The organism is Echinicola vietnamensis DSM 17526 (assembly GCF_000325705.1).
GTDB classification, from domain to species: domain Bacteria; phylum Bacteroidota; class Bacteroidia; order Cytophagales; family Cyclobacteriaceae; genus Echinicola; species Echinicola vietnamensis.
On sequence record NC_019904.1, the window covers coordinates 3,034,365 to 3,060,334 of the forward strand.

Here is a 25,970-nt window from a genome sequence, read left to right on the forward strand (position 1 = left end):
GTTTATTTTTCAGTTATTTCTTACCCTTATCATTTCGAAAGCATTGTGAAGTGTGGCGAAGGGCTTTTGACGATTTATTTATCACGTTAAAAGTTTTAAACTATGCTAACGCAAAATCTTGGCTACCCGCGAATTGGTAGCAAAAGACAACTAAAAAAAGCCTGTGAGGCTTACTGGGCTGGGAAAATCCCGCTAAATGACCTTCAAAAAGCAGCCGCTGAGATCCGGGAAACCAACTGGAAACTGCAGCAGCAGGCTGGATTGGACCTTATTCCTTCCAATGACTTCTCGTTTTATGACCAGGTGTTGGATATGGCTTTTACGGTCGGTGCCATTCCTGGCCGTTATCATGAGATCCTTACCGAACTCAAAAAGCCGGAGCTGGACCTCTACTTTGCCATGGCCAGGGGCTACCAAAAGGATGGGCTGGACATCATCGCAATGGAAATGACCAAATGGTTTGATACCAATTACCATTACATTGTGCCGGAGTTTACCAAAGACCAACAGTTCAAACTTTTTTCCACTAAAGTGCTCGATGAGTTTAAAGAGGCCAAGCGTCTGGGAATCCACACAAAACCTGTGCTACTGGGACCGGTTTCCTTTTTGCTTTTGGGCAAAGAAAAGGAGGCGGGATTTCACCGAATAGACCTGTTAAAGGCCTTGCTACCGGTATATATTGACCTTTTGAAAAAGTTAGAATCATTGCACGCCGATTGGGTGCAGCTGGATGAGCCGTTTTTGGTCATGGACCTGAAGGATGAGGAAAAAGCTGCTGTAAGATGGGCTTATCAAGAAATCAAAAAAGCCGTTCCAGGAATTAAAACGCTCTTGACTACCTATTTTGGAGCCTTGGATGATAATTTGACGTTGGCTGCAGGATTACCAATTTGTGGACTCCATGTAGATTTGGTCAGGAATCCGGAGCAGTTGGAAGCTGTATTGGAAAAAGTACCTGCAAACATGAGTTTGTCACTCGGTCTGGTGGACGGAAGGAATATTTGGAAAAATGACTATCAGGCTTCATTGGAATTAATAAATAAAGCTCGGGCTGCTAAGCAAGATGAGCGGCTATTGATCGGGCCGAGCTGTTCGCTCCTTCATAGTCCATGTGATCTGGAGGAGGAATCAAACGAGCATACGTTAAGTGCAGAATTGAAGGATTGGTTGGCTTTTGCCCGTCAAAAAACAACTGAAATTACAGCCCTCAAGGTGATTGTGGAGGATGCTGGATCTGCTAAGTCCAAGGCGCTGCTGGAAGAAAACCAAGCCTCAATCGCCAAGAAGCGTACGTCAGAACGTATTCATAAACCGGCAGTTCGGAAAGCTGTTGAAGGGCTTACTCCCAACCACAGCCAACGAAAAAGTGCCTTTGCAAGTCGCAAGACCATACAGGCAGAAAAGCTTTACCTGCCTGATTTTCCTACCACCACCATTGGCTCTTTCCCGCAGACGAAGGAAGTACGGCAATGGCGTTCTCAACTGAAAAAAGAGGTATTGACTGAAAATCAATACGTCGACAATATCAAAGCGGCCACTCAGGAAGCCATTCGCTGGCAAGAAGAGGTGGGCTTGGATGTGCTGGTGCATGGTGAGTTTGAGCGAAATGACATGGTGGAGTATTTTGGTGAAAAGCTGGAAGGCTTTGCCTTTACCCAGTATGGCTGGGTGCAAAGCTATGGATCACGCTGCGTGAAGCCTCCCATCATTTATGGAGATGTGTCACGGCCAAAACCGATGACGCTGTTTTGGACCACATTTGCCCAATCCCTCACGGATAAGCCAGTAAAAGGAATGCTGACAGGGCCGGTTACTATCTTACAGTGGTCTTTTGTAAGGAATGACCAATCCCGGAAAGCTACCTGTCAACAAATCGCCTTGGCCATCCGTGAAGAGGTAAAGGATTTGGAAAAATCGGGCATCCAAATCATCCAAATTGATGAGCCGGCTTTGCGGGAAGGGCTACCTTTGCGCCATGCCGAATGGAATGATTACTTGCAATGGGCGGTGGAATGTTTCAGGATTTCCGCTTCAGCAGTGGAAGATTCCACTCAGATTCACACGCACATGTGTTATTCTGAGTTTAACGATATCATTGAGCATATAGCAGCCATGGATGCAGATGTCATTACCATTGAGTGCTCTCGTTCACAAATGGAATTGCTGGATGCATTTGCGCAGTTTAACTATCCCAATGACATTGGTCCGGGCGTGTATGATATCCATTCACCTAGAGTACCCGCCTCTGAAGAAATGGTGACACTGATGCAAAAGGCCCAGGCAGTGGTGCCGTATCGGCAATTGTGGGTAAACCCAGACTGTGGACTGAAGACCCGCGGATGGGAGGAGACCAAAGAAGCCCTTGGGCGTATGGTAGAGGCTGCCAGAAAGCTTAGAGCAGCAATTACTTCAAATGTTACAGTGTCTTAAACAATTATCCATCCGGGCAGTTTTATGACTGTCCGGATGAATTTATCGTATTATGAATCATAGCAAAAAGCAGCCTTTTCCATTTCGTGCTCCTTTGAGGTGTTGGGATGTTTTTGCCAGTAGTTTTTTAATTGGGAAAAGCGCTGAAATGGAATTTAGAGACCATCAGGTGCTCACCTATTTTAAAAAGAGGTTTGGGTGGCGGTCATTTCCCGACCTGAAGTCCCATGCTTATGAGACCATCGTATTGACTGATGCTCGTAAACGAATCCTATGGGTGAATGCTGGGTTTAAAAAGATGACTGGGTACACTCCTCATGAGGCCATTGGCAAGAAGCCTGTATTTTTACAGGGACCTTTGACCTCGTCCATGGCACTGGTACGATTCAAGGAAAAGTTGAAGGAGGAAAAACCCTTTAAATCTACGCTTCTCAATTATAAAAAAGACCAAACTACCTATTTATGTGCCATTCATGTGTTTCCTTTGCAGGATAAGAAAGGAAATACCACACATATTTTGGCACTTGAAAAAGAAGCATGAACAAACTTGAAGAGAAAATTAAGAACGCTGAGACAAGGGTTTTTAAAGCCGTATTCCCCAATACGGTAAACCATTATGATACACTTTTTGGTGGTACAGCCATGCACATGATGGACGAAGTGGCTTTTATTGCAGCCACCAGGTTTAGTCGTCAGCGCATGGTAACCGTAAGCAGTGATAAAATCGATTTTACCGTTCCCATTCCCGCAGGAACCATTGTTGAGTTAGTAGCGCATATAGCACATATTGGCAATACCAGCCTTAAGGTGCAGGTGGATATATTCATCGAAAAAATGTATGAAGAGGGGAGGGAAAAGGCCATCAGCGGCACCTTTACCCTTGTCGCCATTGACGATCAAAAAAGGCCAACTGCTATTATGAAGGATTAAGAAAAGGTCATTCCCCAACTGGAAATGACCTTTTAAGGAGAATAATTGCTTGAGGCAAATTAAGCTCTTTGCCCCCAAGGACCTGTGATGGCCAGGGTAAGGCCTGCTCCTTGGATATTGACAAAGTAGGTGCTGCCGTCTGGAGAAAATACCCCACCGGCAAATTCTGTTCTGAAGCCTACATTTTCGGCAAGTTTATAGTATTCTCCCTTTGGGGTGATCCCCACCACAAAGGGGTGCTTATCATCCTCACAGAGTAATAAGTCTCCCCAAGGGGCGATGGCTACGTTATCGCAGCTTTTGAGGATTTCCTTATCATTGGGCTCTGCAAAGAGTTCTAAGGTGCCTGGTGCGGCACTTTCGTCGGCTTTGCCTTCATGGGCCCCGGGCGTGTAGCGGAATACTTGTCCTGCTGAGATTTCTCCTCCATTGGTACAGGCAAAGAACAATTCCCCATCTCCAAACCATATGCCTTCTCCTCTGGCAAAACAGGCCGCTCCCTGCTCAAATCCCCGGTGTCGCAGGTCATCGTCAGGTGCGTCGATATCTTCAAGGTCAATCCACGTCACCTTGTAGGGATGGTTTTTTTGAAATTTAGGAACTTCTAGGTCACTCCAGTTTCTGGTGTCACGGCTGTTTTCACCTGTAATGGCCAAGGCTTGAAGTTTCCCCCCATTGTAAAGTTTCCCCGGTTCGTTTGGGATAAAGCGGTAAAAGAGGCCATCGCCTCTGTCTTCTGTCAGGTAAACGATGCTTGTTTTGGGATCCACAGCCACTGCTTCGTGGTTAAACCGTCCCATTTCTTTGATGGGGATGGCTTTGTTGAGCTTTTTGTCGGCAGCGGCATTGACTTCAAATACATAGCCGTGGTTCAAGTCCAAGCGCCCATCGTATGATCCTGGGGTAACGGTGGATTCTTCACAGGTCAACCAACTGTTCCATGGGGTGATGCCGCCTGCACAGTTACGGACTGTTCCGGCAAGGCTTAGGAATTCATCTTCCACCTCTTGGGTTTTGGGATTATAGACCAAGGTGGTGGTTCCGCCTAATCCGGGCAATTGGCCCTTGCCTGTTTCGTAAAGCAAATCTGCCGATATGTTTTTAAAGAGTTCATTGTCCTTTCCAAAGGCTCCTTTTTCCAAATCGTCGGGACTGATTTCATGGTTTCTCACGATCAGTACCCTGCTGTTTTCGCCTTTAAATGTCCCCATGCCGTCAGGGTTACCAGGGGTGAGCAGCCCATCGCTCATCTTTTGACCTATTTTTGAAATGACCTTGTATGAAAATCCCTTGGGCAGGTTGAGAATTCCTGCTGGATCAGGCAAGAGGGCTCCATAGCCTGCTTTTGCATGGGCAGCGCCGGCAAAGGCATTGGGTTGGACAAATTGGTACAAGCCCATAAAACCTACTGTGGCAATGCCGGATTTTTTTAGAAAACTCCTTCTGGTTGTTTTTGATAATTGTCTCATATAATTGTTTTAAACTTTTAATCTACGGCTATCATTTGACTGTGGTGTTAAGCAGATATTGTCATAAGGTTACCTTTTTCAATGATGTTTGAAAGTGAAGGTGTCCATAGCTATCCTTCTGATTTTGACTATAGGTAATACTTGCCCGCGGGATTTTAGGCCATAAAAAAAACCTGGCTTTTGAAGCCAGGTTGTCATTTTGTACGAGAGCTGCACTAGCGAATGGCTTTGATCAAGGTCGCCATGTATACCCATTTTTGGTCCCTCGAACTGAGCCCTTCTTCCATGGCCACCAACTGCTCCTCAGTAGCTTCCATGTCTTCATATTCCATGGAGTTGAAGAATTGCATGTAGTTGTCATAGAAATTGAGGGTCATGTGGGTGTATTCCGCTTCACTGCCCATGGGAACGGCTGTGCGGAGAAATTTCCAACTACCCATCATGTTGGCTTCTACTTTCTTCTGATGGAAGGGCTGGTAAAGGTCCTCTTCCACATGTTCGTATTCATTGAACTGTCCTTCTGTGGCTTTCATCAGGTCAAATGACGCCAATACTCCCGGATCCATCTGGAAATTGTCTTCCGTTTGAGCCACTACGGTCATATAGGCCCTCATGGCCAAGTCTCGGTTCTTTTTGGTCTTGTCCACTGCCTCGGCAATTTCCGATTCTTTCATTTTTCCATCATAGGCCCTTTCGGCATAATTGAGGAAGTTATCATCCGTCATGCCGTTCATCATTTTTACGGGATCATTGTAATAGGTAATGGTGACGTACTGGAATCCGCCTTGATCCGGCCCAGACTGTAGTGACCAAAGGTCCCAGCCTTGGATATCACCTTGTTTGACGGCCTGTTCATAGATTTTTTCCAAAAAATCCTTGTTCTCTGAGTAGTCAACCATTTGGTTTGAAGACACCTTGATGAATTCTATGACTAGGTATTGGTGGCTTTCCTGCGCTGCTGCGCTGCGGTACATGAAGGTGAAAATTAGGACGAAATAAAACAACTTTTTCATATCGTAGGTATTTTGGGTTCTCAGAACAATTTCTTTAATCTCTTACTATTAAGATAATCATTTATTTGGTGTTTGAGAAAAAAAATGGTTTTTTTTGTGTTAAAATTTTATAATAAAGTGTTTGGTGTTGAAAATATTCTGATATATCAAAATTTATTCGGTTTTATTACGTTATTTAAAACAAACCTTTCAAAAACAGTTTAATGTGATAAGAGCTTTCGCCTATTATTTTGCTTGCAAAACCCGGTTTGGGTGTTGGGTTGATGTCGCTACAGGCACTTCACTTCTCCCTGCGGCTGAAAAAGGTTTTAGCGGGAATTGGTGTCAGATCAAATGTTGACTAATCCGCATTTGTAATGTGGATTGCTGAACATGGCATTTTTAATGCCTCTATATCACCATTTAATTATTGCCACGAAGACACGAAGGCCCAAAGTTTTTTGAGGAATTGGTATGTAACTAATCCGCATTTGTAACGCGGATTGTTGAACATGGTATTTGTAATGCCCCTAATCACCAATTATTTATTGCCATGAAGACACGAAGGCACTATGGTTTTGGGCGTGTTGGTGCTTCTTTTGATTATCTTTCGCGGAAGTGTTCACTAATGCTTTACCAAATAAAAAGTCATGAGGGAAGCACCACTACTTTTTTCATAAGGTTTTTGCTTAGGTATTGGGCGAGGATAGAGGACGTGTCGCCGACGGGTTTTACCATTTCCAGTTGGTCGATTACTGCTTCATCCGTATCGAATTCAGCTTCGCTATCGATAAAGCCATAGGCCTTTAGGACGCCATCCTCAAAATAGATGGCGGCTTGTTCGTTTGGGTGACGGCCTTTTTCACGAATCAGCAGGCGGCTTTTTTCACGTTGGATTTCCTGTAACCAATCTTCTACCCGTGTATTATACGAGGAGGGTTCCTCTTCTCCACAGCAAGCCCCTAGGCATGCCCCGGCCTGATGGTCAAAGCAGGCAGAAGCTGATTTTTGAACTCCGCAAAGTTTAGCGCATAGCTGATGCTTTTCGATCTTTTCCAGCAGGTATGACCAAGCTTCATGATGCGAATGAAAGGCCAAAAGAGGTTTGGTGAAGCGGTTGATCTTGGCTACTTGGAAGCGCTCGAAGCCTTGACCATCTTGGTACCTGTAAATTCCCCAAGGCGCATTTTTTGCTTTTTGGGCGCGGTTGTATTTTGGCCAGTGTTGCTTGATCTCCAGTGCTTCCACCAGCAGGGCAAGGAATTCGCTGCCGGTCAATTGGAAACTGACATCATAAATGGCTGACTTCATGCCTTGCTTGCCTTTTCCTGCTCCCGAAAAATGCCCCTTGAAGCGATGACGGATATTGAGGGCTTTGCCGACGTAAATTACTTTTCCATTGGCGTCATGAAAGTAGTAGACCCCAATACTTTCGGGCAGGGATAAAAATTGTTCCTTGGTAATATTGGGCGGTAAAAATGCTTCTCCCGAGTTTCTTTTGAGTAATTGCTCCACTATGCCCTCTTGGTCTGCAAGTAACAGTTTGGTAAACAGTTCAGCAGTGGCCTCCGCATCACCAAAGGCGCGGTGACGAGATTTAATTTCAATGTTTTTATGCTCACATATGCGGCCAAGGCTATAGGATCTCAGGCCCGGAAAGATTTTTCTGCTCAACCTGACCGTGCAAAGCTTCGGACGGTCAAAAGATTTTCCGATCCGTTCAAATTCCGATCGGATAAACTGATAGTCGAAGTTCACATTGTGCGCTACGAATATTTTGTCTTCCAGAAAGGCGTAGAGCTCATCTGCGATATCTTCGAAGTAAGGCGCTCCTTCCACCATGGATTGATCGATGCCGGTCAGTCCTGTAATGAAACCGGGGATTTCACAGTCTGGGTTGATCAAGGTTTGAAAGGAATCCAGGATTTGGCTGCCGTTGTGGGCCACAGCCGCCACTTCGGTAATGCGGTGCCTTTTTCCATAACCTCCTGTCGTCTCAATATCTACAATGGCATATATCATGTTCAGGCCCTCTGGGATTGAATGGTTTCTTTAAAGGTGAGATGTGCTTGCCCACGGCAATAACCGACAAATTAAATTTACGGTTCAATTTTAATGAATTGTCAATCATTATAGCGAATTTTGACTTAAAATGTCCCAAAATATTAACTGGGCCCGGGCCGAAAGGTTTCAAGGTCACTTATTCCAAGATGATAGAAAAAATAGAGCACTGGCAAAGCAGCCTCGCCACGACCACCGCTGACTTTAAGCGTGCCTTTGAGCACCTTGATCGGGAAGCGCTGTACCAAAAACCTCAAGCAGGTACGTGGAGCATTGCAGAAAATATCCAGCACCTTATGGTGATCAATAGCAGCTATTTCCCGATTTTTAAGCAAGTGGAGGAGGGAAGTTACCAGAAGCCGTTTATCGGGAATTTCGGTTTTTTGACCAAGGCCATTGGCAATATGATCTTGAAATCCGTTGATCCTGAAAACCCCAAGAAAATCAATACCATTCCTGTTTGGAAGCCGGAGAAGTATGAGGAAAAGGAGCAGGAGAAGTTGCTTGAGGCATTTGAAGCCCATCAACAAGAGTTTTCAGACTGGATTGTACGGCTGAAGCCAGCGCTGGAAAAAGGGCAGGTGATCCATTCACCGGCCAATCGCTTGATCGCCTATCCTTTGGAGATGGCCATGGATATCATTACCACCCATGAAAAACGGCATTTGGCGCAAGCCAAGCGGGTATTGAAATAACAGCTGGTAGAAGGAAACCGTCTGTTCATCAGTGGTGTAGCGTTACTGACCACTTTTAAACTTTGGAAATGTACGGTATCCTTGTTTAATTATTATAATTTTAACGATTATTTAGTTTTCAATCAAATCATAATTTGATGACTGAAATTAGAAACAACTGGACAAGAGAAGAAATTAAAGAGATCTTTGATAGCCCTATCATGGAACTCATGTATAAGGCGGCAACTGTACACCGGGAATTTCATGATCCTCAGGAAGTACAAGTATGTACGCTGCTTTCCGTAAAAACAGGGGGGTGTCCCGAGGACTGTGCTTATTGCCCGCAGGCTGCCCGGTATCATACCGATGTGAAAGTACATAAACTCCTTGATGTGGAGGAAGTGATCAATAAGGCAACTGATGCCAAGGCAGCGGGCAGTACCCGTTTCTGTATGGGAGCGGCTTGGCGCGAAGTGCGTGACAACAGGGATTTTGACAAGGTGCTGGATATGGTGAAAGGGGTGAACAATATGGGAATGGAAGTATGCTGCACGTTAGGCATGCTCTCGGAAGAGCAGGCCAAAAAGCTGAAAGATGCCGGGCTATATGCTTATAACCATAACCTTGACACCAGTGAAGATCATTATAATGAGATCATCACCACGAGAAATTACGATGACAGGTTAGATACATTGGACAATGTCCGTAAGGCAGATATCTCAGTTTGCTCAGGCGGGATCATTGGTCTTGGTGAAAACTTGGATGATCGTGTGGGGATGCTGCACACCCTGGCGACTTTGCCCTCACATCCTGAATCTGTTCCTGTAAATGCATTGGTTCCGGTGGAAGGAACGCCACTGGAAAAGCAGGAGCGTGTGTCGGTTTGGGAAATGGTCAGAATGATCGCCACCGCAAGGATTATCATGCCAAAGTCAATGGTGAGGCTGTCTGCTGGACGGGTAAGAATGAATACCGAAGAGCAGGCCTTGTGCTTCATGGCCGGGGCAAATTCCATTTTTGCTGGCGATAAGTTGTTGACCACGCCAAATCCGGAAGAAGACATGGATAAAAAACTCTTCCAAACCCTAGACCTTAAGCCTAGAAAGGCCTTTAAGGATCAGGAAGTAGGTGTTTAAAAGAAAAGGGTTGTCTCTGGAATCAGCTGATTCCAGAGACAACCCTCTCTATTTATGCTGATTTTTTTATGTGATCTTCCTTAATGATCCTTCTCAAAATCTTGCCCACATTTGATTTGGGCAGTTCATCCACAAAGTAAACCTCTCTGGGGACTTTGTAATTGGTAAGGCTTTCCCTACAGTGTTTGATGATTTCTGAAGCGGTGACTGAAGGATCATTGGCCACCACATAGGCAATGACTTTTTCGGTGGAATGTTCGTCCGGCATGCCGATAACCCCCACTTCCATGACCTTATCATGGGTGGCGATAGCGTCTTCCACCTCATTAGGGTACACGTTGAACCCGGATACCAAAATCATTTCTTTTTTGCGGTCGACGATTTTGATAAATCCATCGTTGGTGATGATGCCAATATCTCCCGTCTTGAGCCATTCTCCGAGCATCACGTCATTGGTTTCTTTAGGCTTGTTCCAGTAGCCTTTCATGACTTGAGGTCCTTTGATACACAGTTCGCCTTTTTCCCCATTGGGCAGTTCGTTTCCTTCATCATCGATGATTTTCACTTCGGTATTGGGCAGGGGCAGACCGATGGTGCCGATCCGCTCAGTGCCATCGATGGGATTGCAGCAAGCCACGGGGGAGGTTTCGGTGAGCCCATAGCCTTCGGCCAAAGGGGTTCCCGTGACCGCGTTCCATTTTTCAGCCACATATTTTTGGACAGCCATCCCACCGCCAACAGAGATTTTCAGGTAACTAAAATCCAGGTTTCTGAATGATTCTTGGTTTAAGAGACCGTTAAACAGGGTGTTTACCCCTGTGATGACACTGAATTTATGTTTGCGAAGGTCTTTACAAAACGCTTTCATGTCCCGGGGGTTGGTGATCAGGAGGTTGTGAGCACCGATCTTCAGCATGGCCAGGCAGTTTACCGTCAAGGCAAAAATATGGTACATGGGGAGGGCAGTGATGACCAGTTCCTCTCCTTCTTTCAGCTTGGGCCTCATCCAAGCTGAAATTTGCTGCATGTTGGCAATGATGTTTCCATGGGTAAGCGCAGCTCCTTTGGAGACACCTGTTGTGCCGCCGGTGTACTGCAGGTAAGCCGTATCGTTTAAGTCAAGTGTCACCGGTTGTAGGTCAAGGTGACTGCCGATGTCAAGAGCATCGTTAAATTTAACGGCATTCGGCAAATTATAAGCGGGGACCATCTTTTTGATGTATTTGACCACCAAGTTTACAATGCCTCCCTTGAGTCCTCCCAGCATGTCGCCGATTTCGGTGAGGATAATGTGCTTTACGTCTAGTCTGGGCAGTATTTCTTCCAAGTTGCTGGCAAAGTTGGCGACGATGACAACTGCTGAAATATCCGCGTCCTTAAATTGATGCTCCATTTCATGAGGCGTATACAGCGGATTGGTGTTTACCACTATCAAGCCCGCCCGCAACGCACCAAACATGGCTACGGGGTATTGCAGCAAATTGGGCATCTGGATCGCAATTCGATCTCCCTTTTTGAGTTTGAGTTCGTTTTGAAGGTAGGATGCAAAGTCCTTGGATAGCCGGTCGACTTCATGGAAACTGATTTTTTTGCCCATGCATTCATACGCGACGGCTTCTCCATATTTCTGCACGCTTTCTTCAAATAGTCCCACCACACTGGAGTAGGCTTCTACATCTACTTCTTGAGGAACTGATTTAGGATAAAACTTAAACCAAGGAAAATCTTTCATTGTTATCTATTTTGGGTTTTAGCGCGTTTTGTATGCAATTGATATGCAAGAATAATATAGTTCATTTCGGTGTGATTTAAAAGGGCCTTTACTCGTCAAGACTGATTTGGCGAAAACTCCCTAGTAAAAATATCATTTCCCTTTTTCTGGGACAATGAAAAGGTGAACTAAATATTCTTTTATTAAAAGGATACGGAAACCAAAACGTGGAGGTTAAGCCAACTGGATAACATAGGGCTTGAGGAGGCCGGCTGGATATCATAAGGCTATAACGATTTGGCGTTATTTTGCTGTGACCAATAAAATTTTATCAAGCATTTCATCTTTAGTATTATTTTTGAGAAAAAATTATTTAGGCAAATCACCATTATCATTTCAAGTATGGCACAAAATTGGTGCGACGGGATGAAAATAGCTATTTATGAGACGTAATATTTACCTATTGACAATTATGATCCTGCTTAGCGGGATCCAGGCCTTTGGTCAGACAGACAGCATAAAGGTTTCTTTGGAGCAATCATTAAAACAAAGCCTTTTAAAAAGCATCCAGGTGAAAACCGACTCCATGGATGATCAGCTGGGGACCAAGCTTACCGACCTGGATGAGCGAATACAGATGCTCGATAAATCCTTGAGCCAGACCAGCAGTGAAGCCCAAAAGATCGAAAAGCTCATCGAGCGGGTCAAGCTGATCGAGGATTTTCAGCAGGCTGAAAAGGATGCAGAACTGAACATTTATCAAGGAAATTACCAGTCTGCCATCATTAATTTGGTGTCCATGGAGCGGGAACTGCGGCCCCTTATCCTTTTTAGTGCCGCCAGAGATTTTTTCCAGACCTTAAACGCCATCGGCAATCCTACACAGTATCCCGGGTTTAATAATTGGTACAAAGGTTTTCAAGCCTATGTGGAGGAAAACAAAAAGGATAACCCATCCCTTTCTGTAGTGTCCAACCTGGTCAGCCTCACAGGAGACCTGTCCGCGGGCACACCGATATTTGGCACCTTCAGTCAAGCGCTGTTCATGGGCATGTCCAATTATATCGACAATCTGGGGAAAAGGGACAAAAAGCTCAAAGAGCAAAGCCAGCAAATGTTTGAGTTGGTGGCGGAATTGGGCCAATACACCAATGATAAAAACCTGATCGAAACAGAGTGGGAGGCAATTGATACCGAATTAGAGGAACTAAAGGAATTATATGCACAGAATTTGGACAAAAACCTCAAAATCCTGGGCATTGATAAGAAAGAATTTGAACGCAGGTACAGCAACGAAAATGACGCCAATCAGCGGTACGAATACCTAAACGAACTTACAAATATCATTGCCAACCGCGTAAGAACGGAGCGGGAAGTCAATGCCAAAAACTGGAAAAACACTTTTTACAATGAAATGGCCGAAATCCAATCCCTGAAAATCCGTTTTGGGGGAATTACCTTCCGGATCAGTGAAAATATCAGTAAGTACAACGGCCTGATCGACAAGTATAAAGAGGCAAAGCACATCGGGCCTAGAATGAGTGATTTAGAGACGAAGCTCAACAGTCTAAAAAGTGCCTTTGATACAGCCTTTAATCCCTTGGAGTATATCAATGCGGCCAATAAAATGTATAAAGTGGATTGATGGAGGCTCTAAGGTGTGATCATTGCAAGAACGAGGGTGATTGACACTTTTTTCCACATGAGAATATCACTAAAAGCCAAGGACGGGGAATTCCCCGTCCTTGGCTTTTTTTAGTCTTCCGCTTGTAGGCGATGTTTGAGCAGTTTCACTCGTTCCGTAATGGCGTGTTGACGGATGTCAAAATTATCAGAGGTAGCTTTGAGGAAATCAGCAATGGCACCTTGGTGGGTTCGGATTTTTCCATCTTCGAGTCCCACATACTTTAACGTAGTCCAAAGGACATTTTTCAATTCCCTTTTGCTGTCATCGGTCATGAAATACTCAACTACCACCGTGTTTTCATCATGCCATAATATGCGGCTCATTATCCGGACCCATTCACCTACCATGGCGGGTCTTACATAGGAGATGTTGTGGTTGTAGACGACCCAAGCTGCTTGGTATTTTTTGATCATATCGAACATTTCGATGCCGTAAAGTTTGGGTACCTGATCCTCACGGGCATTGAAATAATAGTCGAAATATTTGGCATTGTTCAGGTGCCTTAATGGATCACAATCCTGAAAACGGATCAAGGACCGGCTTTCTGTTTCCTTGGGGTAATGCTTATCTGGGTTATACTCAAACATAATTGGTGAATAGGGTTTTAAAATTGAAATGATTAGCGGGGCTGACGCGTTGCAGCCTCTTCAGTGGATCAATTAGGGGGTAGTTAGGCGCTTCTATGACCTAATAGCGTTCACGCAAAATCTGCATATGATGCTTGAAATGTCCTGGAATGATGTACAGAAAAGAACGGACGCTCATGGTGTAATCGTTTGCCGTACCCGTGTAGGTGTAAGCATCCTCGGGAAGGGACCGGAAAAAACTGCGGATGACATAACGTGTCAGTTCAAATTCCTCCAACAGCTCGGCAAGTGGACGGTCGTTGAACTTGGCAGCTTTCACATATGCTTCCTGATCCATGCCCGGCAATGGCTGTTTGTCCTTCCTGGCAATGGACAGTGCCCGGAAGAGCATGACCTTTTCGGTGTCATTGATGTGGCCGATGACTTCTTTTAAGCTCCATTTACCATCTTCATAACTTTTGGAAGCAGCTTCATCGGACATGCCTTCAAAATACTTCCTAAATTCTTCCACTTGCGAAAGTAGCAGCTTTTCGACATTTTCCCCGCGGACTTTGGAAACATAGGTGTCATAAAACGGTCCGTATTCTTCCATTTCTGGAATTAGTTTTTCGTTCATGTAATTATCTTTTTATTTCTAAAGGGATACTATAAATTTAACGTAAACTAACACACAACCCGTTACTCATGAAGAAAATTTTACTCATTATCCTAATCATGGTACCCTTTTCGGTGTTTTCACAAGTGCAAATAATGCATCAAAACACAGAAATAGCGGACATGGTTCAGGAAATTTCACCAAGTAAATTAGAAGAATACATCCAAGGTTTGGTAAGTTTTGGGACACGCCATTCTCTTAGCGTGGATCAGGAAGGACGCGGAATCGAGGCCGCCAGACAGTATGTCTTATCGACGTTTGAATCGTTTGAGGAGGCTTCAGGGGGAAGGCTTTCGGCAAAGATCGACTATTTTACCGTGGAGAAGGATGGACGAAGGATCCCAGAAGATGTCCGCATGGGCAATGTGATGGCTACGCTGAAGGGAACGGATCCAGCTGACGACCGCATTTTTATTGTCAGCGGTCACTTGGATAGCAGGGTCTCGGATATAATGAATGCAGAAAGTGACGCTCCCGGCGCAAATGATGACGGTTCAGGTGTGGCGGCATTGATGGAAATGGCTCGCATAATGAGCAAAAGGAGCTTTTCTGCCACCATCATTTTTGTGGCCGTTTCAGGTGAGGAGCAAGGGCTTAAGGGAGCTGCTCATTTAGCCAGGAAGGCCAAAGAGGAAGGTTGGAACCTGGCTGCAATGATCAATAACGATATGATCGGGAACAGTGCCTCAAGTGGCACCCAGTTACGGGACAATACCCGCGTAAGAGTGTTTAGCGAAGGAGTTCCCTTGCATGAAACGGAAGAAATGGCTAAACTCCGCCAATACACCAACGGAGAAAATGACAGTAAATCCAGGCAATTGGCCCGGTATATCAAAGAGATTGGTGAGCGATATGTAGCCCAATTGGAAGTTAAGTTGGTTTACCGCAATGATCGGTTTTTGCGTGGCGGGGACCATACGCCATTTTCCAAAGAAGGTTTTACAGCGGTCAGAATCTGTGAATATAATGAAAATTATACCCAGCAGCATCAGGACCTGCGTACCGCTGATAAGGTGCAATATGGAGATTTACCAGAACATATTGATTACGAATACCTACGCAAAAATTCAGGGGTGAACTTGGCCGTGCTGGCCAGTTTGGCGTCAGCACCTTCGGTGCCCCAAGAAGTAGGGATTGATGTGAGTGAACTGACCAATAGTACCACCTTACGTTGGGAAGAACCCGAAAATGGGAAGGCAAAAGGCTATTATGTCCTGATGAGAGAAACCAGTTCTCCTGTTTGGGAGAAGAAGTTTTTTACGGATGCCTTGTCCATGACTCTTCCTTACAGCAAGGATAATTACTTTTTTGCCGTGCAGGCAGTGGGAGAGGGCATGGTGGAGAGCAGAGCGGTATTTCCTGCACCCGTAAGGTAGCGGGGTTGGTTTTGGTCTTAAAACAATTCGATTTAACCTTCCTGCGTAAGTGGGAAGGTTTTTTTGACTAGCAATTGGTTCCTTTTAATCCAGTCTAGTAATTCTTGCATCTCAAAGTGAGAATCTTAACTTTACCGCAGCATTTTCATTAATGCCAAGATTATCATAAAAACGCTAAAGAAAACATATGAATCCATTATTGGAAAAATTCAATACGCCGTATGATACGGCTCCATTTGATAAAATCAAGAATGAAGATTTTTTGCCCGCCATTGAAGAAGCGATTCAGGAGGCAAAAGCAGAAATCGCCACCATAAAAGCCACCGAAACGCCTACTTTTTCCACCGTGATTGAGGCGCTAGATCGATCTGGTGAGCGGTTGGACATTGTTTCCAGCATTTTCTTTAACCTCAATGCTGCCGAGACCAACGACGATATTCAAAAGCTGGCCAGGGAAATTTCCCCGATACTCACAGCGTATTCCAATGATATTCTCCTAGATCAGGAGCTGTTTGCACTGGTAGATGAAGTGTATCAGCAGAAAGCGGTGCTTGACTTGGATGAAGAGCAAGAAACCCTTTTGGATAAAACCTACAAGTCATTTGTCCGAAATGGAGCCAATCTTTCGGAAGAGGACAAGCAAAAACTCAGGGAAATCGATAAAGAACTTTCCCAAAAGAGCCTAGCCTTTGGTGAAAATGTCTTGGCAGAAACCAATAAGTACGAATTGGTGGTGGAGAATGAAGAAGATCTGTCGGGATTGCCGGAAGGCATCAAAGAGGCCGCCGCCCAGACTGCAGCCGATAAAGGCAAAGAAGGAAAATGGGTGTTTACCTTGGCCTTTCCGAGCTATGTGCCCTTCATGACGTATGCAGACAATCGGGCCTTGCGACAGGAGCTGTTTATGGCCTATAATACCAAGTCCTGCAAAGGTGACGAGCTGGACAACCAGCAAATTGTGAAAGAAATCTTGGATTTGAAGAACCAGCGGGCAAACCTGTTGGGGTATCCGCGATATGCTGATTTTGTCCTGGAAGAGAGAATGGCCAAAAGCGCTCCGGAAGTCCAGAAGTTTCTAGGAGATTTATTGGAAAAAGCCCGGCCAAAAGCGCAGGAAGAATTGGAAGAGTTGACGGCGTTTGCCCAACAGCAGGGTGGTCCCGAGGTGTTGCAGAAATGGGATTTCGGGTACTATTCAGAAAAGCTGAAGAAGGCTAAATTTGAAGTGGACGATGAGCTGACCAAGCCTTATTTTGAGTTAGAGAATACCATTCAAGGAGTGTTTAAGACGGCCGCTAAACTTTATGATTTGGAGTTTATAAAGAACGAAGCAATTCCTGTTTACCATGAAGAAGTGGTGGCCTATGAAGTGAAAGATGCCAATAGTGGCAAGCACTTGGCAGTGTTTTATGCGGACTTTTTCCCAAGGGCAGGAAAGCGAAATGGTGCCTGGATGACAGTTTACCGGGGGCAGTCCAAGATAGATGGGGAGGACAAACGGCCTCATATTTCCATCGTCTGTAATTTTTCCCGACCCACAAAAAGCACCCCTTCCCTGCTGACTTTCAATGAGGTGACCACACTGTTCCATGAATTTGGTCATGCCTTGCATGGGATGTTGGCCAATGGCACCTACAGTTCCCTGTCTGGAGCAAATGTCTATTGGGATTTTGTAGAGTTGCCTTCGCAAATTTTTGAAAATTGGTGTTATGAAAAAGAATGTCTGGACCTTTTTGCCAGTCATTATAAAACAGGAGAAAAGATCCCTGAAGCGTTGGTGCAGCGGATTCGGAAGGCGGCGAATTTCCATCAAGGCTATCAAACCTTGAGGCAGGTGAGTTTTGGCCTGTTGGACATGGCCTATTACAGTGCTGATCCAGCGGAAGTAGGGTCACTGTTTGCCTTTGAGAAGAATGCCATGAAGGCAACTGAACTCCTGCCATCAGTGGAGGGCATCATGATGTCTACCTCGTTTTCGCATATTTTCCAAGGTGGATATGCTGCAGGATATTATAGTTATAAATGGGCAGAGGTACTGGATGCCGATGCTTTCGAGCTATTCCTTGAAAATGGCATATTCGATCCAGTGACAGCCACGTCTTTTAAAGACAACGTCTTATCTGCAGGAGGACGAGTGCATCCCTCAGTGCTGTATGAGCGTTTCCGCGGAAGGGCACCAAAACCTGACGCCTTGCTGAAACGGGCAGGACTGCTTTAAGATCATAAAGGTCCAGTTTCAGCAGGACTTTTGCCCACAACATGTAAAGCATAAAATTTGAACAACCACCATTACTGGCTTTTTTGCGCTAGTGGGTGGTTGTTTGCGTTTATTCCTTAGGCAAACCTTGGGGCCGGGGATCAGGGTAACATGGGCTCGACTTATTTTTAGTATTATAAATGTCATTGCGTACCCTTTTTCCAACCCTAAATCTCACCCTAAGCCTCGCAGTGACGGTTTGATAATCGAACTGAGGTGGGCATGTTTTTTGGATCAAGGAATATTTTCGGGGGCGATAAATTTTGATATTTATCGGAACAATGATTCGCCACTAAGTTTCCAGGCACAAAGTAATTTTAAATTACTATCAGCGCAGACTACAGCATCCACTTGGTGCCTTCGGGACAGTTTTATGTAGCCTGGGTTATAGGATAGTTTGATCCAAGAATACCCTGATTTGGGTTTATGGAATAGGTAACGAATTATGTGTTTTTATGCGAAATAGAAAATTTTGAAATTAATTTGTTGAATTATTTGTAAAATAAAACAGGTGTTGTTACCTTTACATCATAAAGAAAAGACAAAAGGTCTTTCAGATACTGTAGGGTGATGAAATTGGCAGACATGCCCCCCTGTCTCGGGGGTGGGGAGCCTTGGATAAAGCAGACATGGAGCTCGTGTTTTGCCTAACTACCCCGTGGAGGTTCGAGTCCTTCTCCTACAGCAGGTTATTTTGGGTTTATTGTTAATTGACTAAAGCTATGAGATATTATTTCATAGCTTTTTTGTTTTATGGGGTAGGCAGGATGTAGAATGGATCAAGCCGAAAAGTTGGGGGCTTTTTACACCATAATGAAAATTGGCAGTTCTTCCAGGATAAATACTTTTAAACTGTTAGTAAAGAGATGTCAGCCTGAATTAAAGAACTTCAAGGGGCTAAAAGCGATTTCCCTGATGGTTTTCAAGTGTGGCAAACGCTTTTAGTGCTAATTTCGTGTAGAGGAGCTATCATCCGTGCCACTGGCACTCCTTCGGGAGGTTGAGGAGCGCTTAAGTTCCTGCGGATGAATCCGCAGGTTACAAAATTTATCGTGCCGCAGGCACTTTGCCCCGATTTGTACATTGGAAACCGCAGTAGCCTATCTTACCGAATGGCGGAATAGGCTGAAAGAATGATTTGCTGATTTGGATCGTACAAGCCGTCGCAGCTATCTGCTCATGTATGGTGGTTGGCTTGGTTGAGGTTAAACGCTGAATATGCGCTAGTAACTGAGTATCCTGCCTAATCCGCCCTTGGCGGAGGGTCATATAGAAGTTGTAGGTGAGAACCTGCACCAAAAATGATTACACACAAAAGGGTAAGTTCCGTAGGAACGGCAGTTATAAATGCAAATAGGAACAATTTTTTTAAAAGTCGTTTGCCCGTGGAGGAAGCATATCGTTTTATCGGTATGAAATTTTCTTTTATAAGACCAGGTCAACATTCCTCCCCCCCAGAAATATGGCTAGATCCCTATTTAGTGGGTAAATCTATTCCATGTCACTGCTAGTTGCTAGGCCGCGGATGAACGTTGGTGAACCGAGAAATGGCTTTTACACCATTGCAAGCTGTGTTCATCCTTTTAGCTGTGGCTATAGGAGTTTTATGCTTGCCATGGGCCATGCTTCTTGGAATGTTTCTAAGACGTTGTAATTTGCAGGTTCAAGAAGTAAATTGATGCCATGAAGCCCCTTTTGTTTAAAGTCGCCAAAACCAATGAAGAAACCGTCCGGATTTTGCAAGAGGATTACCCTTACTTTTTTGACAAGTTGCATTATCATGCCGAGACACAGATTATGGTGATCGTGGCAGGGGAAGGTACCTACTTTATTGGCGATGCTATCGGGAACTTTAAGGCGGGAGATGTATTTGTTCTTGGTGCTAATTTGCCTCATTTCTTTAGGAGTTCCCATCCGTATTATAGCACGTCATCTACTTTGCGGTCCAAGAATATATCGATCCTTTTTGCATTGGCATCCATGGGCGAGAGGATCCTTGAGTTGCCGGAGTTTTATGCGGTAACGAAATTATTGGATCGAAGTAAACGGGGCTTAAAGCTAGAAGGGAAAGCAAGACAAAAAATATACGCTGCTGCCCATCGGATGGCTCAAAAGGAAGGGTTGCCACGCATTATCTACCTGCTTAAGCAGCTCCATAAACTGTCCATGAGTGAGGAGCTGATACCGTTAAGCCATATTAATTTTGAGCCGACAGAATTGCCTGCAGATACCAAAAAGATCAATGTCGTGATCAATTATATCATGATGAATTTTAATAAAGATATCGTGGTTTCCGATGCGGCCAATGTGGCCAACCTTAGCATCAATGCTTTTTGTCGTTTTTTTAAACTCCATACCAGGAAAACTTTCTCCATGTTCTTAAATGAGGTTCGTATTGGACATGCCTGCAAAATGTTGATTGAAGAAGGCTTTAGTGTCAAGGAAATAGCTTTCCAAAGTGGGTATTATAATATTTCCTATTTCAATAGACAGTTTAAGCAAATCACAGGAATGACCCCTTCTGAATATTCCAAAGCCCACCGAGCAAGGCATAATAAAATGGATTAGTGATCAGGTGTAAATGGTTATAAATGAAGTTAATGTGTGTCCTTTTAGATCTACAATGCTAAAAGTGTCACCGATTAAAGGTTAAGATAAAATCTGTTCAAGGAGTTTATGGCTAAAAGAACACTTAATTGGCCGTAGTTCTGGCATGCCCTATGATAGGATATTGGGTTAATGTTTTTAGTGAAAATTACTTTTTCATGGCTATTCAGTGCAAAAATTTATAATTCTTACCATCTTATGAATATTTCTCCCCACTAACCGGATTCATTTTTTTAGCTTTACTATAAGTGGTAATGTGGCTGATATACTTGCTGCTCATTAAAATTAGGATCAACATTTATCAACATTCATTATGAAAAAATTCAAATTACTTCCCGTATTGTTTTCGGTAGTTGTAATACTGATAAGCAGTCATTTTGTGGCGGCGCAGGTGAAAAGTGATCATGATAAGGAGACCGACTTTTCCATGTACAAAACCTACTCTTTTGAAGGATGGCAAAAGAACAGTGATCAGCAGCTCAATGAGTTTGATAAAAAGCGCATCCTTCAGGCACTTAAGTCAGAATTCGAGGCAAGGGGTATGGTCCATTCTGAAGATAATGCAGATGCAAAAATAGCCCTCTACGTTGTACTTGACCAAAAAACCAGTACTACTGCTTATACCGATTTCATGGGCGGTTATGGCTACGGTCCGCGATGGGGCTGGGGATTGGGGGCTGGTAATGTAACGGCCACCACCACTTACAGTGATGACGATTATACAGAAGGGACTTTGGTGGTAGACATGTACGACGTTGACAGCGATAAGCTTGTTTGGCAAGGGATTTTAACTTCAAGGGTGACCGAAAAGCCTGAGAAGCGGGACAGGACCATCCCAAAGAACATCAAAAAGCTTATGAAGAAATTTCCGGTAGATAAGATGTAAGCATTTCTTAGTAGCGTAAAGCTGGTTTAAAATTTTAGATAGAGAATTTCCTTCAATGAATACTTAAGTGGAATGTCCAGCTGGTTTTATCCAGCTAGCTATCCATTTTTCTTAATTAAGAAACCGTTGGAAACGAAAAATTGGTAGGGATTTTTAAAGTGAAAATGAACGAAACAATGAAAAGATATTTATCGATTTTCATTTTTTTACTGCTTTGGACGGTACCTGCTGTGGTTATGGCACAAAAGCCTAAGCAAAAATTTAGCATGAGTGTTCTAAAGGATTCATTGGATGGCAAGCTTGATATGAGTGATTTTTTAATTGATTTTCATGGGTTTATTCCTGTACCACAGTTGATTACCGAGCCGGCTTTGGGGAGTATTGGAGGAGTGTTTACCCCTATTTTCATACAGCCCAACAAGCATCAGGAGCCGGGAAGGTATATTCCCCCGGATGTTACGGCAGGGTTTGTAGGGTATACCGGAAATAAGAGCTGGGGGTTTGGCGCTGTGCGAATAGCTTCTTTGCCAAAGCAACACTTGAAATATCGTGTAGCAGTATTTCACGGAGATGTCAATATGGATTTTTACCGGGATTTCCCTGTGATTGGCGAGCGGGAGTTGGGCTTTAATCTAAAGACCAACGGATTTTTCGTTTCCCTCCTGCGACAGATTTCTGATACCGAGTTGTATATGGGGTTGGACTATTCATTTGCCCATATCAATGCCAGACCTGATTTTGGATTGAACGAAGTGCCCTCTTTTTTAGAGGACAAGGAACTGAGCAGTAACATCAGTACGATCAGTCCGGATATCCAGTTTGATAAACGCGATAATGTCTTTACGCCTAATAAAGGAGTCTATTTATTGTCCACCTATCGCATCAACGCCAAATGGACAGGCAGTGATTACAACTACCAAAAATTGAATGTTGCCGGTTATAAATTTATGCAGCCCACTTCAAAGTGGGTTAGTGGCGTCAGGCTGGAGGGAGTATGGCAATTTGGTGACCCGCCCTTTTATGCGAAACCATCTATCGATATGCGTGGAGTACCCATGGCCCGCTACCAAGGCGATCAAGTGTACATGGTGGAAACAGAACAGCGATACGATTTTAGTCTGCGGTGGAGTGGGATTTTGATAGCCGGAATGGCCAAAGCACCCTCCCATGAAGTGTCGTTTAGTGATGCAGATTTAGTTTACAATTATGGAGGAGGGTTTCGGTACCTTATTGCCAGAAAGTTTGGACTGCGGACAGGAATAGATGTGGCTTGGTCCAATGATGACTTTGGGTGGTACATCGTTTTTGGCCATGCATGGAACAACCGGAATTAGGAGTTTGATGGACAATTATAAATGGATCTTCGATATTTATAATAAATTAAACGTGTTTGGCTTATGAAAAACAATAGGATATTGCGGATATGGTTGGTGGCGTTCGTTTGGTCGTTTGTGGCGGTGTCATGTGCTTCCAAAACAGACGATGTAATAGATAAGCCTACTACCTCGAGGGAAATAGAGGACGGAAATGGGTTGTCTTCTTGGAATGATGTCGCTTCCAAGCAAGCCATCATGGCTTTTGTGGAGGAAGTGACCAACCCGGAAAGTCCTCATTTCATAGAGGAAAAGGATCGCATTGCGACCTTTGATAATGACGGGACCCTTTGGTCTGAGCAGCCGATGTATTTTCAGTTTTTCTTTGCCATAGACCGTATCAAGGCCATGTCGGAGGATCATCCCGAGTGGAAGGACAAGCAGCCTTACAAGGCCGTTTTGGAAAATGATATGGATGCGCTGATGGCGCAAGGAGGCACGGGGCTGCTCCAATTGGTAATGGCCAGCCATACGGGGTTGACCACTGATGAATTTGAGCGCATAGTGCGGGATTGGATTTCCACGGCCAAGCATCCTACTAAGAATAAACCGTATACCGAATTGGTTTTTCAGCCGATGTTGGAATTGGTGAAATACTTGCAACAACATGAATTTAAGGTTTTTATCGTGTCGGGCGGAGGGGTTGATTTTATGCGACCTTGGGCCGAAGAGGTTTATGGGATTCCCAGGGACCAGATTGTAGGGAGTAGCTTTAAAACGGAATACGCATACAATGATGGCAAGCCAGAGATCATGATCCTTCCAGAAATCGATCTTAATGATGATAAGGAAGGCAAGCCCATAGGCATTCATAGTTACATTGGGCGGAAGCCGGTTTTCGCAGCGGGCAATTCGGATGGCGATCTTCAGATGCTTCGGTGGGCGGATGCTAATATAAAGAAAAGCTTCAAGCTCTATGTCCATCACACCGATGGTGAGCGTGAATGGGCTTACGATAGCACTTCACACATTGGCACTTTTAAGGCCGGCTGGGAGGAAGCCCTGCAAAAGGATTGGGTGATAGTGGACATGAAGCGCGATTGGAAAATTATCTATCCTAATGATGGGGGAAATACAGATTGATGCTGCCATTTCCATTTTCCATGTTAACTCTATGAAGAACATTAGTAAAAAACCATAAAGATGATGAACCATAAAACTATTTTATCCTTGGTGGCTATTGGTTTAGTAGCTGCCTTCACTTGGGGGTGCCTACCTTCAGGTCCAGATTACGTGGAGGATATGGATATCGTTTATACGACTTATGACGAGGAGTTTGATTTCCAGTCTCAGGGTACTTACGCTATGCCGGATCAGATCGTGACAAATGTGAAAGTAGACAATGGCGATACTTCCTATGTGTATTTAGATGATAAGTATGCTACTCCTATTCTGTCTGAGATCGCTCAGAATATGGAAAGTTATGGATGGTCAAGAGTAGGAGTGGAGGATGGCCCAGATATGCTGATGATGCCAGCGGCAACCAGTACGACCAATTATTACTATGATTGGTGGTATGACTGGTGGTGGGGCTGGTATTACCCAGGATGGTGGGGCTGGTATTATCCACCTTATTATCCTGTAAGTAGCTATTCTACAGGATCATTGATCTTGGTGTTTACAGATCCGGATGCGGCTGAAAACAATCCCGTTAATAAATCCGGTGCTGCCTGGCTATCGGTAAGCAATGGGATCCTTACGTACTATAATGATATTGATCGTGTAACAGATGCCATTGATCAGGCTTTTGACCAATCTCCCTACCTCCAAACCCAGTAATGCTAAGCGATATGAAAAAAATATTGATCATGCTTGTGTTGGGAATAGTAGTTTCCCATCAAGCGTCAGCTCAGAGAAATAAAGTGACGTTATCTTATCCAGTTGGATTTGCTATCGGTGAATTGGGAGAATATGTAAAACCTTCCAGTTTTAGAGGAATTGCCTTTGATTATCGAGGGATGGTCAATGACCACTTCGCAGTAGGGATATCCACAGGCTGGAACGTATTTTATGAGGAATTGGCTTATGATACCTATCATTTTGAAAATCAAGCGGTATCGGGTAAGCAATACCGCAACAGCAATCATATTCCCATTTTGTTTAATGGTACCTATTACTTGGAGTCAAGAGCTGCAGTGAATCCATTTGTTAGTGTCGGAGTAGGCACCATTTATACCCGTAGAAATACGGATATGGGCCAGTTTACCTTGGAGCAGGAAGCGTGGAATTTTGCCTTGGCTCCTGAAGTTGGCATGCTTATCGAGTTTGCCAACCAATTTTCGACGTCGGTTTCTATCCAATATTATAACGGTTTTCAGGCAGGAAATGAGTTAAATGATCCTCAATCTTATTTTGCACTAAAGCTAGGTTTTGAATTGTAAAAATTGAATAATTTTCTGTTAATAGATTGGAATTGAGGAGTATGTGTTCCCGATACTTTGGGAGGTATTTTCCTCAATTCCTTGATTGTTTTGTCCTCTTTTAAAATAGCTATCATTATGAATGTAGAGAATAATCCCATTACTAAAACCATACGCCACTGGTATATTTTGTTTATTGTAGGTTTATTATTTATAATACTGGGTATTTACACTTTTGTTACGCCGGCAAAGGCTTATTTGGCGTTGTCATTTTTGTTCAGCATGTCATTCTTGATTACAGGTTTGGGAGAGGTGATGTTTGCTGTGATCAACAAGCGCATTTTTGACCGGTGGGGATGGATATTGGCATTCGGAATATTTAATTGTTTGGTAGGGGTATTGTTGCTCAGCAGGCCTGAGGTTTCATTGGCGACCATGCCCTTATATTTGGGGTTTTTGATCCTTTTCCGGTCTGTGGGTAGTATAAGTTATGCGTATGAAATAAAGCACATGGGATTCTCAGATTGGTCAAGTTTGCTATTTCTGGGAATTTTGGGGGTGATATTTTCCTTTATCCTTATTTGGAATCCTGTCTTGGGAGGACTTACGATAGTCAGTTGGACAGCACTGTGTTTTCTCTCCATCGGCATCTTGAGTGTATATTTGTCTTTTCAGCTAAGAAAGTTTGGGAAGCACCTTTCGCATTAAAAGATCGGTTTGAGCCATGTGAGTGATGAAAATACCTGCTCAACAGAACGGTGATGGTTAAAAAATGAGCA

21 protein-coding genes are annotated in these 25,970 nt (G+C 44.1%); 15 read left to right on the forward strand and 6 right to left on the reverse strand.

Features of this window, described 5'->3' with window-relative positions:
- The first annotated feature begins 102 nt into the window (after positions 1-102).
- The 3 genes from metE (at position 103) to ECHVI_RS12480 (ending at position 3,360) form a co-directional block, all read left to right on the forward strand.
- Entirely contained in the window at positions 103-2,430 is a 2,328-nt protein-coding gene (gene metE, locus ECHVI_RS12470) for a 5-methyltetrahydropteroyltriglutamate--homocysteine S-methyltransferase (RefSeq protein WP_015266354.1), read from the forward strand.
- Between the two features lie 148 nt (positions 2,431-2,578).
- Positions 2,579-2,971, forward strand: a complete 393-nt coding sequence (locus ECHVI_RS12475; protein ID WP_015266355.1) for a PAS domain-containing protein — start codon at positions 2,579-2,581, stop codon at positions 2,969-2,971.
- Complete coding sequence (locus ECHVI_RS12480) at positions 2,968-3,360, forward strand: acyl-CoA thioesterase (RefSeq protein ID WP_015266356.1); 393 nt, start codon at positions 2,968-2,970, stop codon at positions 3,358-3,360. Before ECHVI_RS12475 ends, ECHVI_RS12480 begins: the two co-directional genes overlap by 4 nt.
- Before the next feature lie 59 nt (positions 3,361-3,419).
- On the opposite strand, the gene ECHVI_RS12485 is transcribed toward ECHVI_RS12480, so the two are convergent.
- From ECHVI_RS12485 to ECHVI_RS12495, 3 genes are all read right to left on the reverse strand, one after another.
- Entirely contained in the window at positions 3,420-4,829 is a 1,410-nt protein-coding gene (locus ECHVI_RS12485; protein ID WP_015266357.1) for an alkaline phosphatase PhoX, read from the reverse strand.
- A gap of 215 nt (positions 4,830-5,044) precedes the next feature.
- Positions 5,045-5,842 (reverse strand): hypothetical protein, encoded by a 798-nt coding sequence (locus tag ECHVI_RS12490; protein ID WP_041738617.1) that lies wholly within the window; start codon positions 5,840-5,842, stop codon positions 5,045-5,047.
- A 627-nt stretch (positions 5,843-6,469) separates the two neighbouring features.
- The gene (locus tag ECHVI_RS12495; protein WP_015266359.1) at positions 6,470-7,843 is read right to left on the reverse strand and encodes an exonuclease domain-containing protein; all 1,374 of its coding nucleotides are present in this window, start codon (positions 7,841-7,843) and stop codon (positions 6,470-6,472) included.
- Positions 7,844-8,031: 188 nt separating this feature from the next.
- Between ECHVI_RS12495 and ECHVI_RS12500 the strand changes: the two genes are divergently transcribed.
- Both ECHVI_RS12500 and bioB read left to right on the forward strand, forming a co-directional pair.
- Positions 8,032-8,577, forward strand: a complete 546-nt coding sequence (locus tag ECHVI_RS12500; protein ID WP_041739774.1) for a DinB family protein — start codon at positions 8,032-8,034, stop codon at positions 8,575-8,577.
- 137 nt (positions 8,578-8,714) lie between these two features.
- On the forward strand, positions 8,715-9,692 hold the full coding sequence (gene bioB, locus ECHVI_RS12505; RefSeq protein ID WP_015266361.1) for a biotin synthase BioB: 978 nt from the start codon (positions 8,715-8,717) through the stop codon (positions 9,690-9,692).
- A 52-nt stretch (positions 9,693-9,744) separates the two neighbouring features.
- Here the strand turns inward: bioB and ECHVI_RS12510 are convergent, their stop codons facing one another.
- Positions 9,745-11,424, reverse strand: a complete 1,680-nt coding sequence (locus tag ECHVI_RS12510; protein WP_015266362.1) for a long-chain-fatty-acid--CoA ligase — start codon at positions 11,422-11,424, stop codon at positions 9,745-9,747.
- A 421-nt stretch (positions 11,425-11,845) separates the two neighbouring features.
- On the opposite strand from ECHVI_RS12510, the gene ECHVI_RS12515 reads away from it, so the two are divergent.
- A complete protein-coding gene (locus tag ECHVI_RS12515; protein WP_015266363.1) occupies positions 11,846-13,048 on the forward strand; it encodes a hypothetical protein in 1,203 nt (400 codons plus the stop codon).
- A gap of 110 nt (positions 13,049-13,158) precedes the next feature.
- Here the strand turns inward: ECHVI_RS12515 and ECHVI_RS12520 are convergent, their stop codons facing one another.
- Positions 13,159-13,677, reverse strand: a complete 519-nt coding sequence (locus tag ECHVI_RS12520) for an acyl-CoA thioesterase (RefSeq protein ID WP_015266364.1) — start codon at positions 13,675-13,677, stop codon at positions 13,159-13,161.
- Positions 13,678-13,777: 100 nt separating this feature from the next.
- The gene (locus ECHVI_RS12525; RefSeq protein WP_015266365.1) at positions 13,778-14,293 is read right to left on the reverse strand and encodes a DinB family protein; all 516 of its coding nucleotides are present in this window, start codon (positions 14,291-14,293) and stop codon (positions 13,778-13,780) included.
- Between the two features lie 68 nt (positions 14,294-14,361).
- Between ECHVI_RS12525 and ECHVI_RS12530 the strand changes: the two genes are divergently transcribed.
- The 9 genes from ECHVI_RS12530 (at position 14,362) to ECHVI_RS12570 (ending at position 25,899) form a co-directional block, all read left to right on the forward strand.
- Complete coding sequence (locus tag ECHVI_RS12530) at positions 14,362-15,708, forward strand: M28 family metallopeptidase (protein ID WP_015266366.1); 1,347 nt, start codon at positions 14,362-14,364, stop codon at positions 15,706-15,708.
- Between the two features lie 187 nt (positions 15,709-15,895).
- Positions 15,896-17,926: a M3 family metallopeptidase gene (locus tag ECHVI_RS12535; RefSeq protein WP_015266367.1), complete on the forward strand. Its 2,031-nt coding sequence runs from the start codon at positions 15,896-15,898 to the stop codon at positions 17,924-17,926.
- A gap of 1,722 nt (positions 17,927-19,648) precedes the next feature.
- Complete coding sequence (locus tag ECHVI_RS12540; protein WP_015266368.1) at positions 19,649-20,533, forward strand: AraC family transcriptional regulator; 885 nt, start codon at positions 19,649-19,651, stop codon at positions 20,531-20,533.
- Between the two features lie 352 nt (positions 20,534-20,885).
- Complete coding sequence (locus ECHVI_RS12545; RefSeq protein ID WP_015266370.1) at positions 20,886-21,458, forward strand: DUF4136 domain-containing protein; 573 nt, start codon at positions 20,886-20,888, stop codon at positions 21,456-21,458.
- Between the two features lie 266 nt (positions 21,459-21,724).
- Entirely contained in the window at positions 21,725-22,792 is a 1,068-nt protein-coding gene (locus ECHVI_RS12550) for a BamA/TamA family outer membrane protein (protein WP_245553305.1), read from the forward strand.
- A gap of 63 nt (positions 22,793-22,855) precedes the next feature.
- A complete protein-coding gene (locus tag ECHVI_RS12555; RefSeq protein WP_015266372.1) occupies positions 22,856-23,914 on the forward strand; it encodes an HAD family hydrolase in 1,059 nt (352 codons plus the stop codon).
- Between the two features lie 60 nt (positions 23,915-23,974).
- Positions 23,975-24,610, forward strand: a complete 636-nt coding sequence (locus ECHVI_RS12560; protein WP_015266373.1) for a DUF4136 domain-containing protein — start codon at positions 23,975-23,977, stop codon at positions 24,608-24,610.
- A gap of 11 nt (positions 24,611-24,621) precedes the next feature.
- Positions 24,622-25,212, forward strand: coding sequence for an outer membrane beta-barrel protein (locus ECHVI_RS12565; RefSeq protein ID WP_015266374.1), 591 nt, complete (start codon positions 24,622-24,624; stop codon positions 25,210-25,212).
- A gap of 117 nt (positions 25,213-25,329) precedes the next feature.
- Positions 25,330-25,899, forward strand: coding sequence for an HdeD family acid-resistance protein (locus ECHVI_RS12570; RefSeq protein ID WP_015266375.1), 570 nt, complete (start codon positions 25,330-25,332; stop codon positions 25,897-25,899).
- Positions 25,900-25,970 lie beyond the last annotated feature (71 nt).

What these genes read in the sequence shown, in the direction of transcription:
- ECHVI_RS12560 (WP_015266373.1), top strand. Translation starts at nt 23,975, where the DNA reads ATGATGAACCATAAAACTATTTTATCCTTGGTGGCTATTGGTTTAGTA.
- ECHVI_RS12565 (WP_015266374.1), top strand. Translation starts at nt 24,622, where the DNA reads ATGAAAAAAATATTGATCATGCTTGTGTTGGGAATAGTAGTTTCCCAT.
- ECHVI_RS12510 (WP_015266362.1), bottom strand. Translation starts at nt 11,424, where the DNA reads ATGAAAGATTTTCCTTGGTTTAAGTTTTATCCTAAATCAGTTCCTCAA.
- ECHVI_RS12530 (WP_015266366.1), top strand. Translation starts at nt 14,362, where the DNA reads ATGAAGAAAATTTTACTCATTATCCTAATCATGGTACCCTTTTCGGTG.
- ECHVI_RS12480 (WP_015266356.1), top strand. Translation starts at nt 2,968, where the DNA reads ATGAACAAACTTGAAGAGAAAATTAAGAACGCTGAGACAAGGGTTTTT.
- ECHVI_RS12555 (WP_015266372.1), top strand. Translation starts at nt 22,856, where the DNA reads ATGAAAAACAATAGGATATTGCGGATATGGTTGGTGGCGTTCGTTTGG.
- ECHVI_RS12500 (WP_041739774.1), top strand. Translation starts at nt 8,032, where the DNA reads ATGATAGAAAAAATAGAGCACTGGCAAAGCAGCCTCGCCACGACCACC.
- ECHVI_RS12485 (WP_015266357.1), bottom strand. Translation starts at nt 4,829, where the DNA reads ATGAGACAATTATCAAAAACAACCAGAAGGAGTTTTCTAAAAAAATCC.
- ECHVI_RS12515 (WP_015266363.1), top strand. Translation starts at nt 11,846, where the DNA reads ATGAGACGTAATATTTACCTATTGACAATTATGATCCTGCTTAGCGGG.
- bioB (WP_015266361.1), top strand. Translation starts at nt 8,715, where the DNA reads ATGACTGAAATTAGAAACAACTGGACAAGAGAAGAAATTAAAGAGATC.
- ECHVI_RS12570 (WP_015266375.1), top strand. Translation starts at nt 25,330, where the DNA reads ATGAATGTAGAGAATAATCCCATTACTAAAACCATACGCCACTGGTAT.
- ECHVI_RS12525 (WP_015266365.1), bottom strand. Translation starts at nt 14,293, where the DNA reads ATGAACGAAAAACTAATTCCAGAAATGGAAGAATACGGACCGTTTTAT.
- ECHVI_RS12490 (WP_041738617.1), bottom strand. Translation starts at nt 5,842, where the DNA reads ATGAAAAAGTTGTTTTATTTCGTCCTAATTTTCACCTTCATGTACCGC.
- ECHVI_RS12535 (WP_015266367.1), top strand. Translation starts at nt 15,896, where the DNA reads ATGAATCCATTATTGGAAAAATTCAATACGCCGTATGATACGGCTCCA.
- ECHVI_RS12540 (WP_015266368.1), top strand. Translation starts at nt 19,649, where the DNA reads ATGAAGCCCCTTTTGTTTAAAGTCGCCAAAACCAATGAAGAAACCGTC.
- ECHVI_RS12475 (WP_015266355.1), top strand. Translation starts at nt 2,579, where the DNA reads ATGGAATTTAGAGACCATCAGGTGCTCACCTATTTTAAAAAGAGGTTT.
- ECHVI_RS12550 (WP_245553305.1), top strand. Translation starts at nt 21,725, where the DNA reads ATGAGTGTTCTAAAGGATTCATTGGATGGCAAGCTTGATATGAGTGAT.
- metE (WP_015266354.1), top strand. Translation starts at nt 103, where the DNA reads ATGCTAACGCAAAATCTTGGCTACCCGCGAATTGGTAGCAAAAGACAA.
- ECHVI_RS12520 (WP_015266364.1), bottom strand. Translation starts at nt 13,677, where the DNA reads ATGTTTGAGTATAACCCAGATAAGCATTACCCCAAGGAAACAGAAAGC.
- ECHVI_RS12495 (WP_015266359.1), bottom strand. Translation starts at nt 7,843, where the DNA reads ATGATATATGCCATTGTAGATATTGAGACGACAGGAGGTTATGGAAAA.
- ECHVI_RS12545 (WP_015266370.1), top strand. Translation starts at nt 20,886, where the DNA reads ATGAAAAAATTCAAATTACTTCCCGTATTGTTTTCGGTAGTTGTAATA.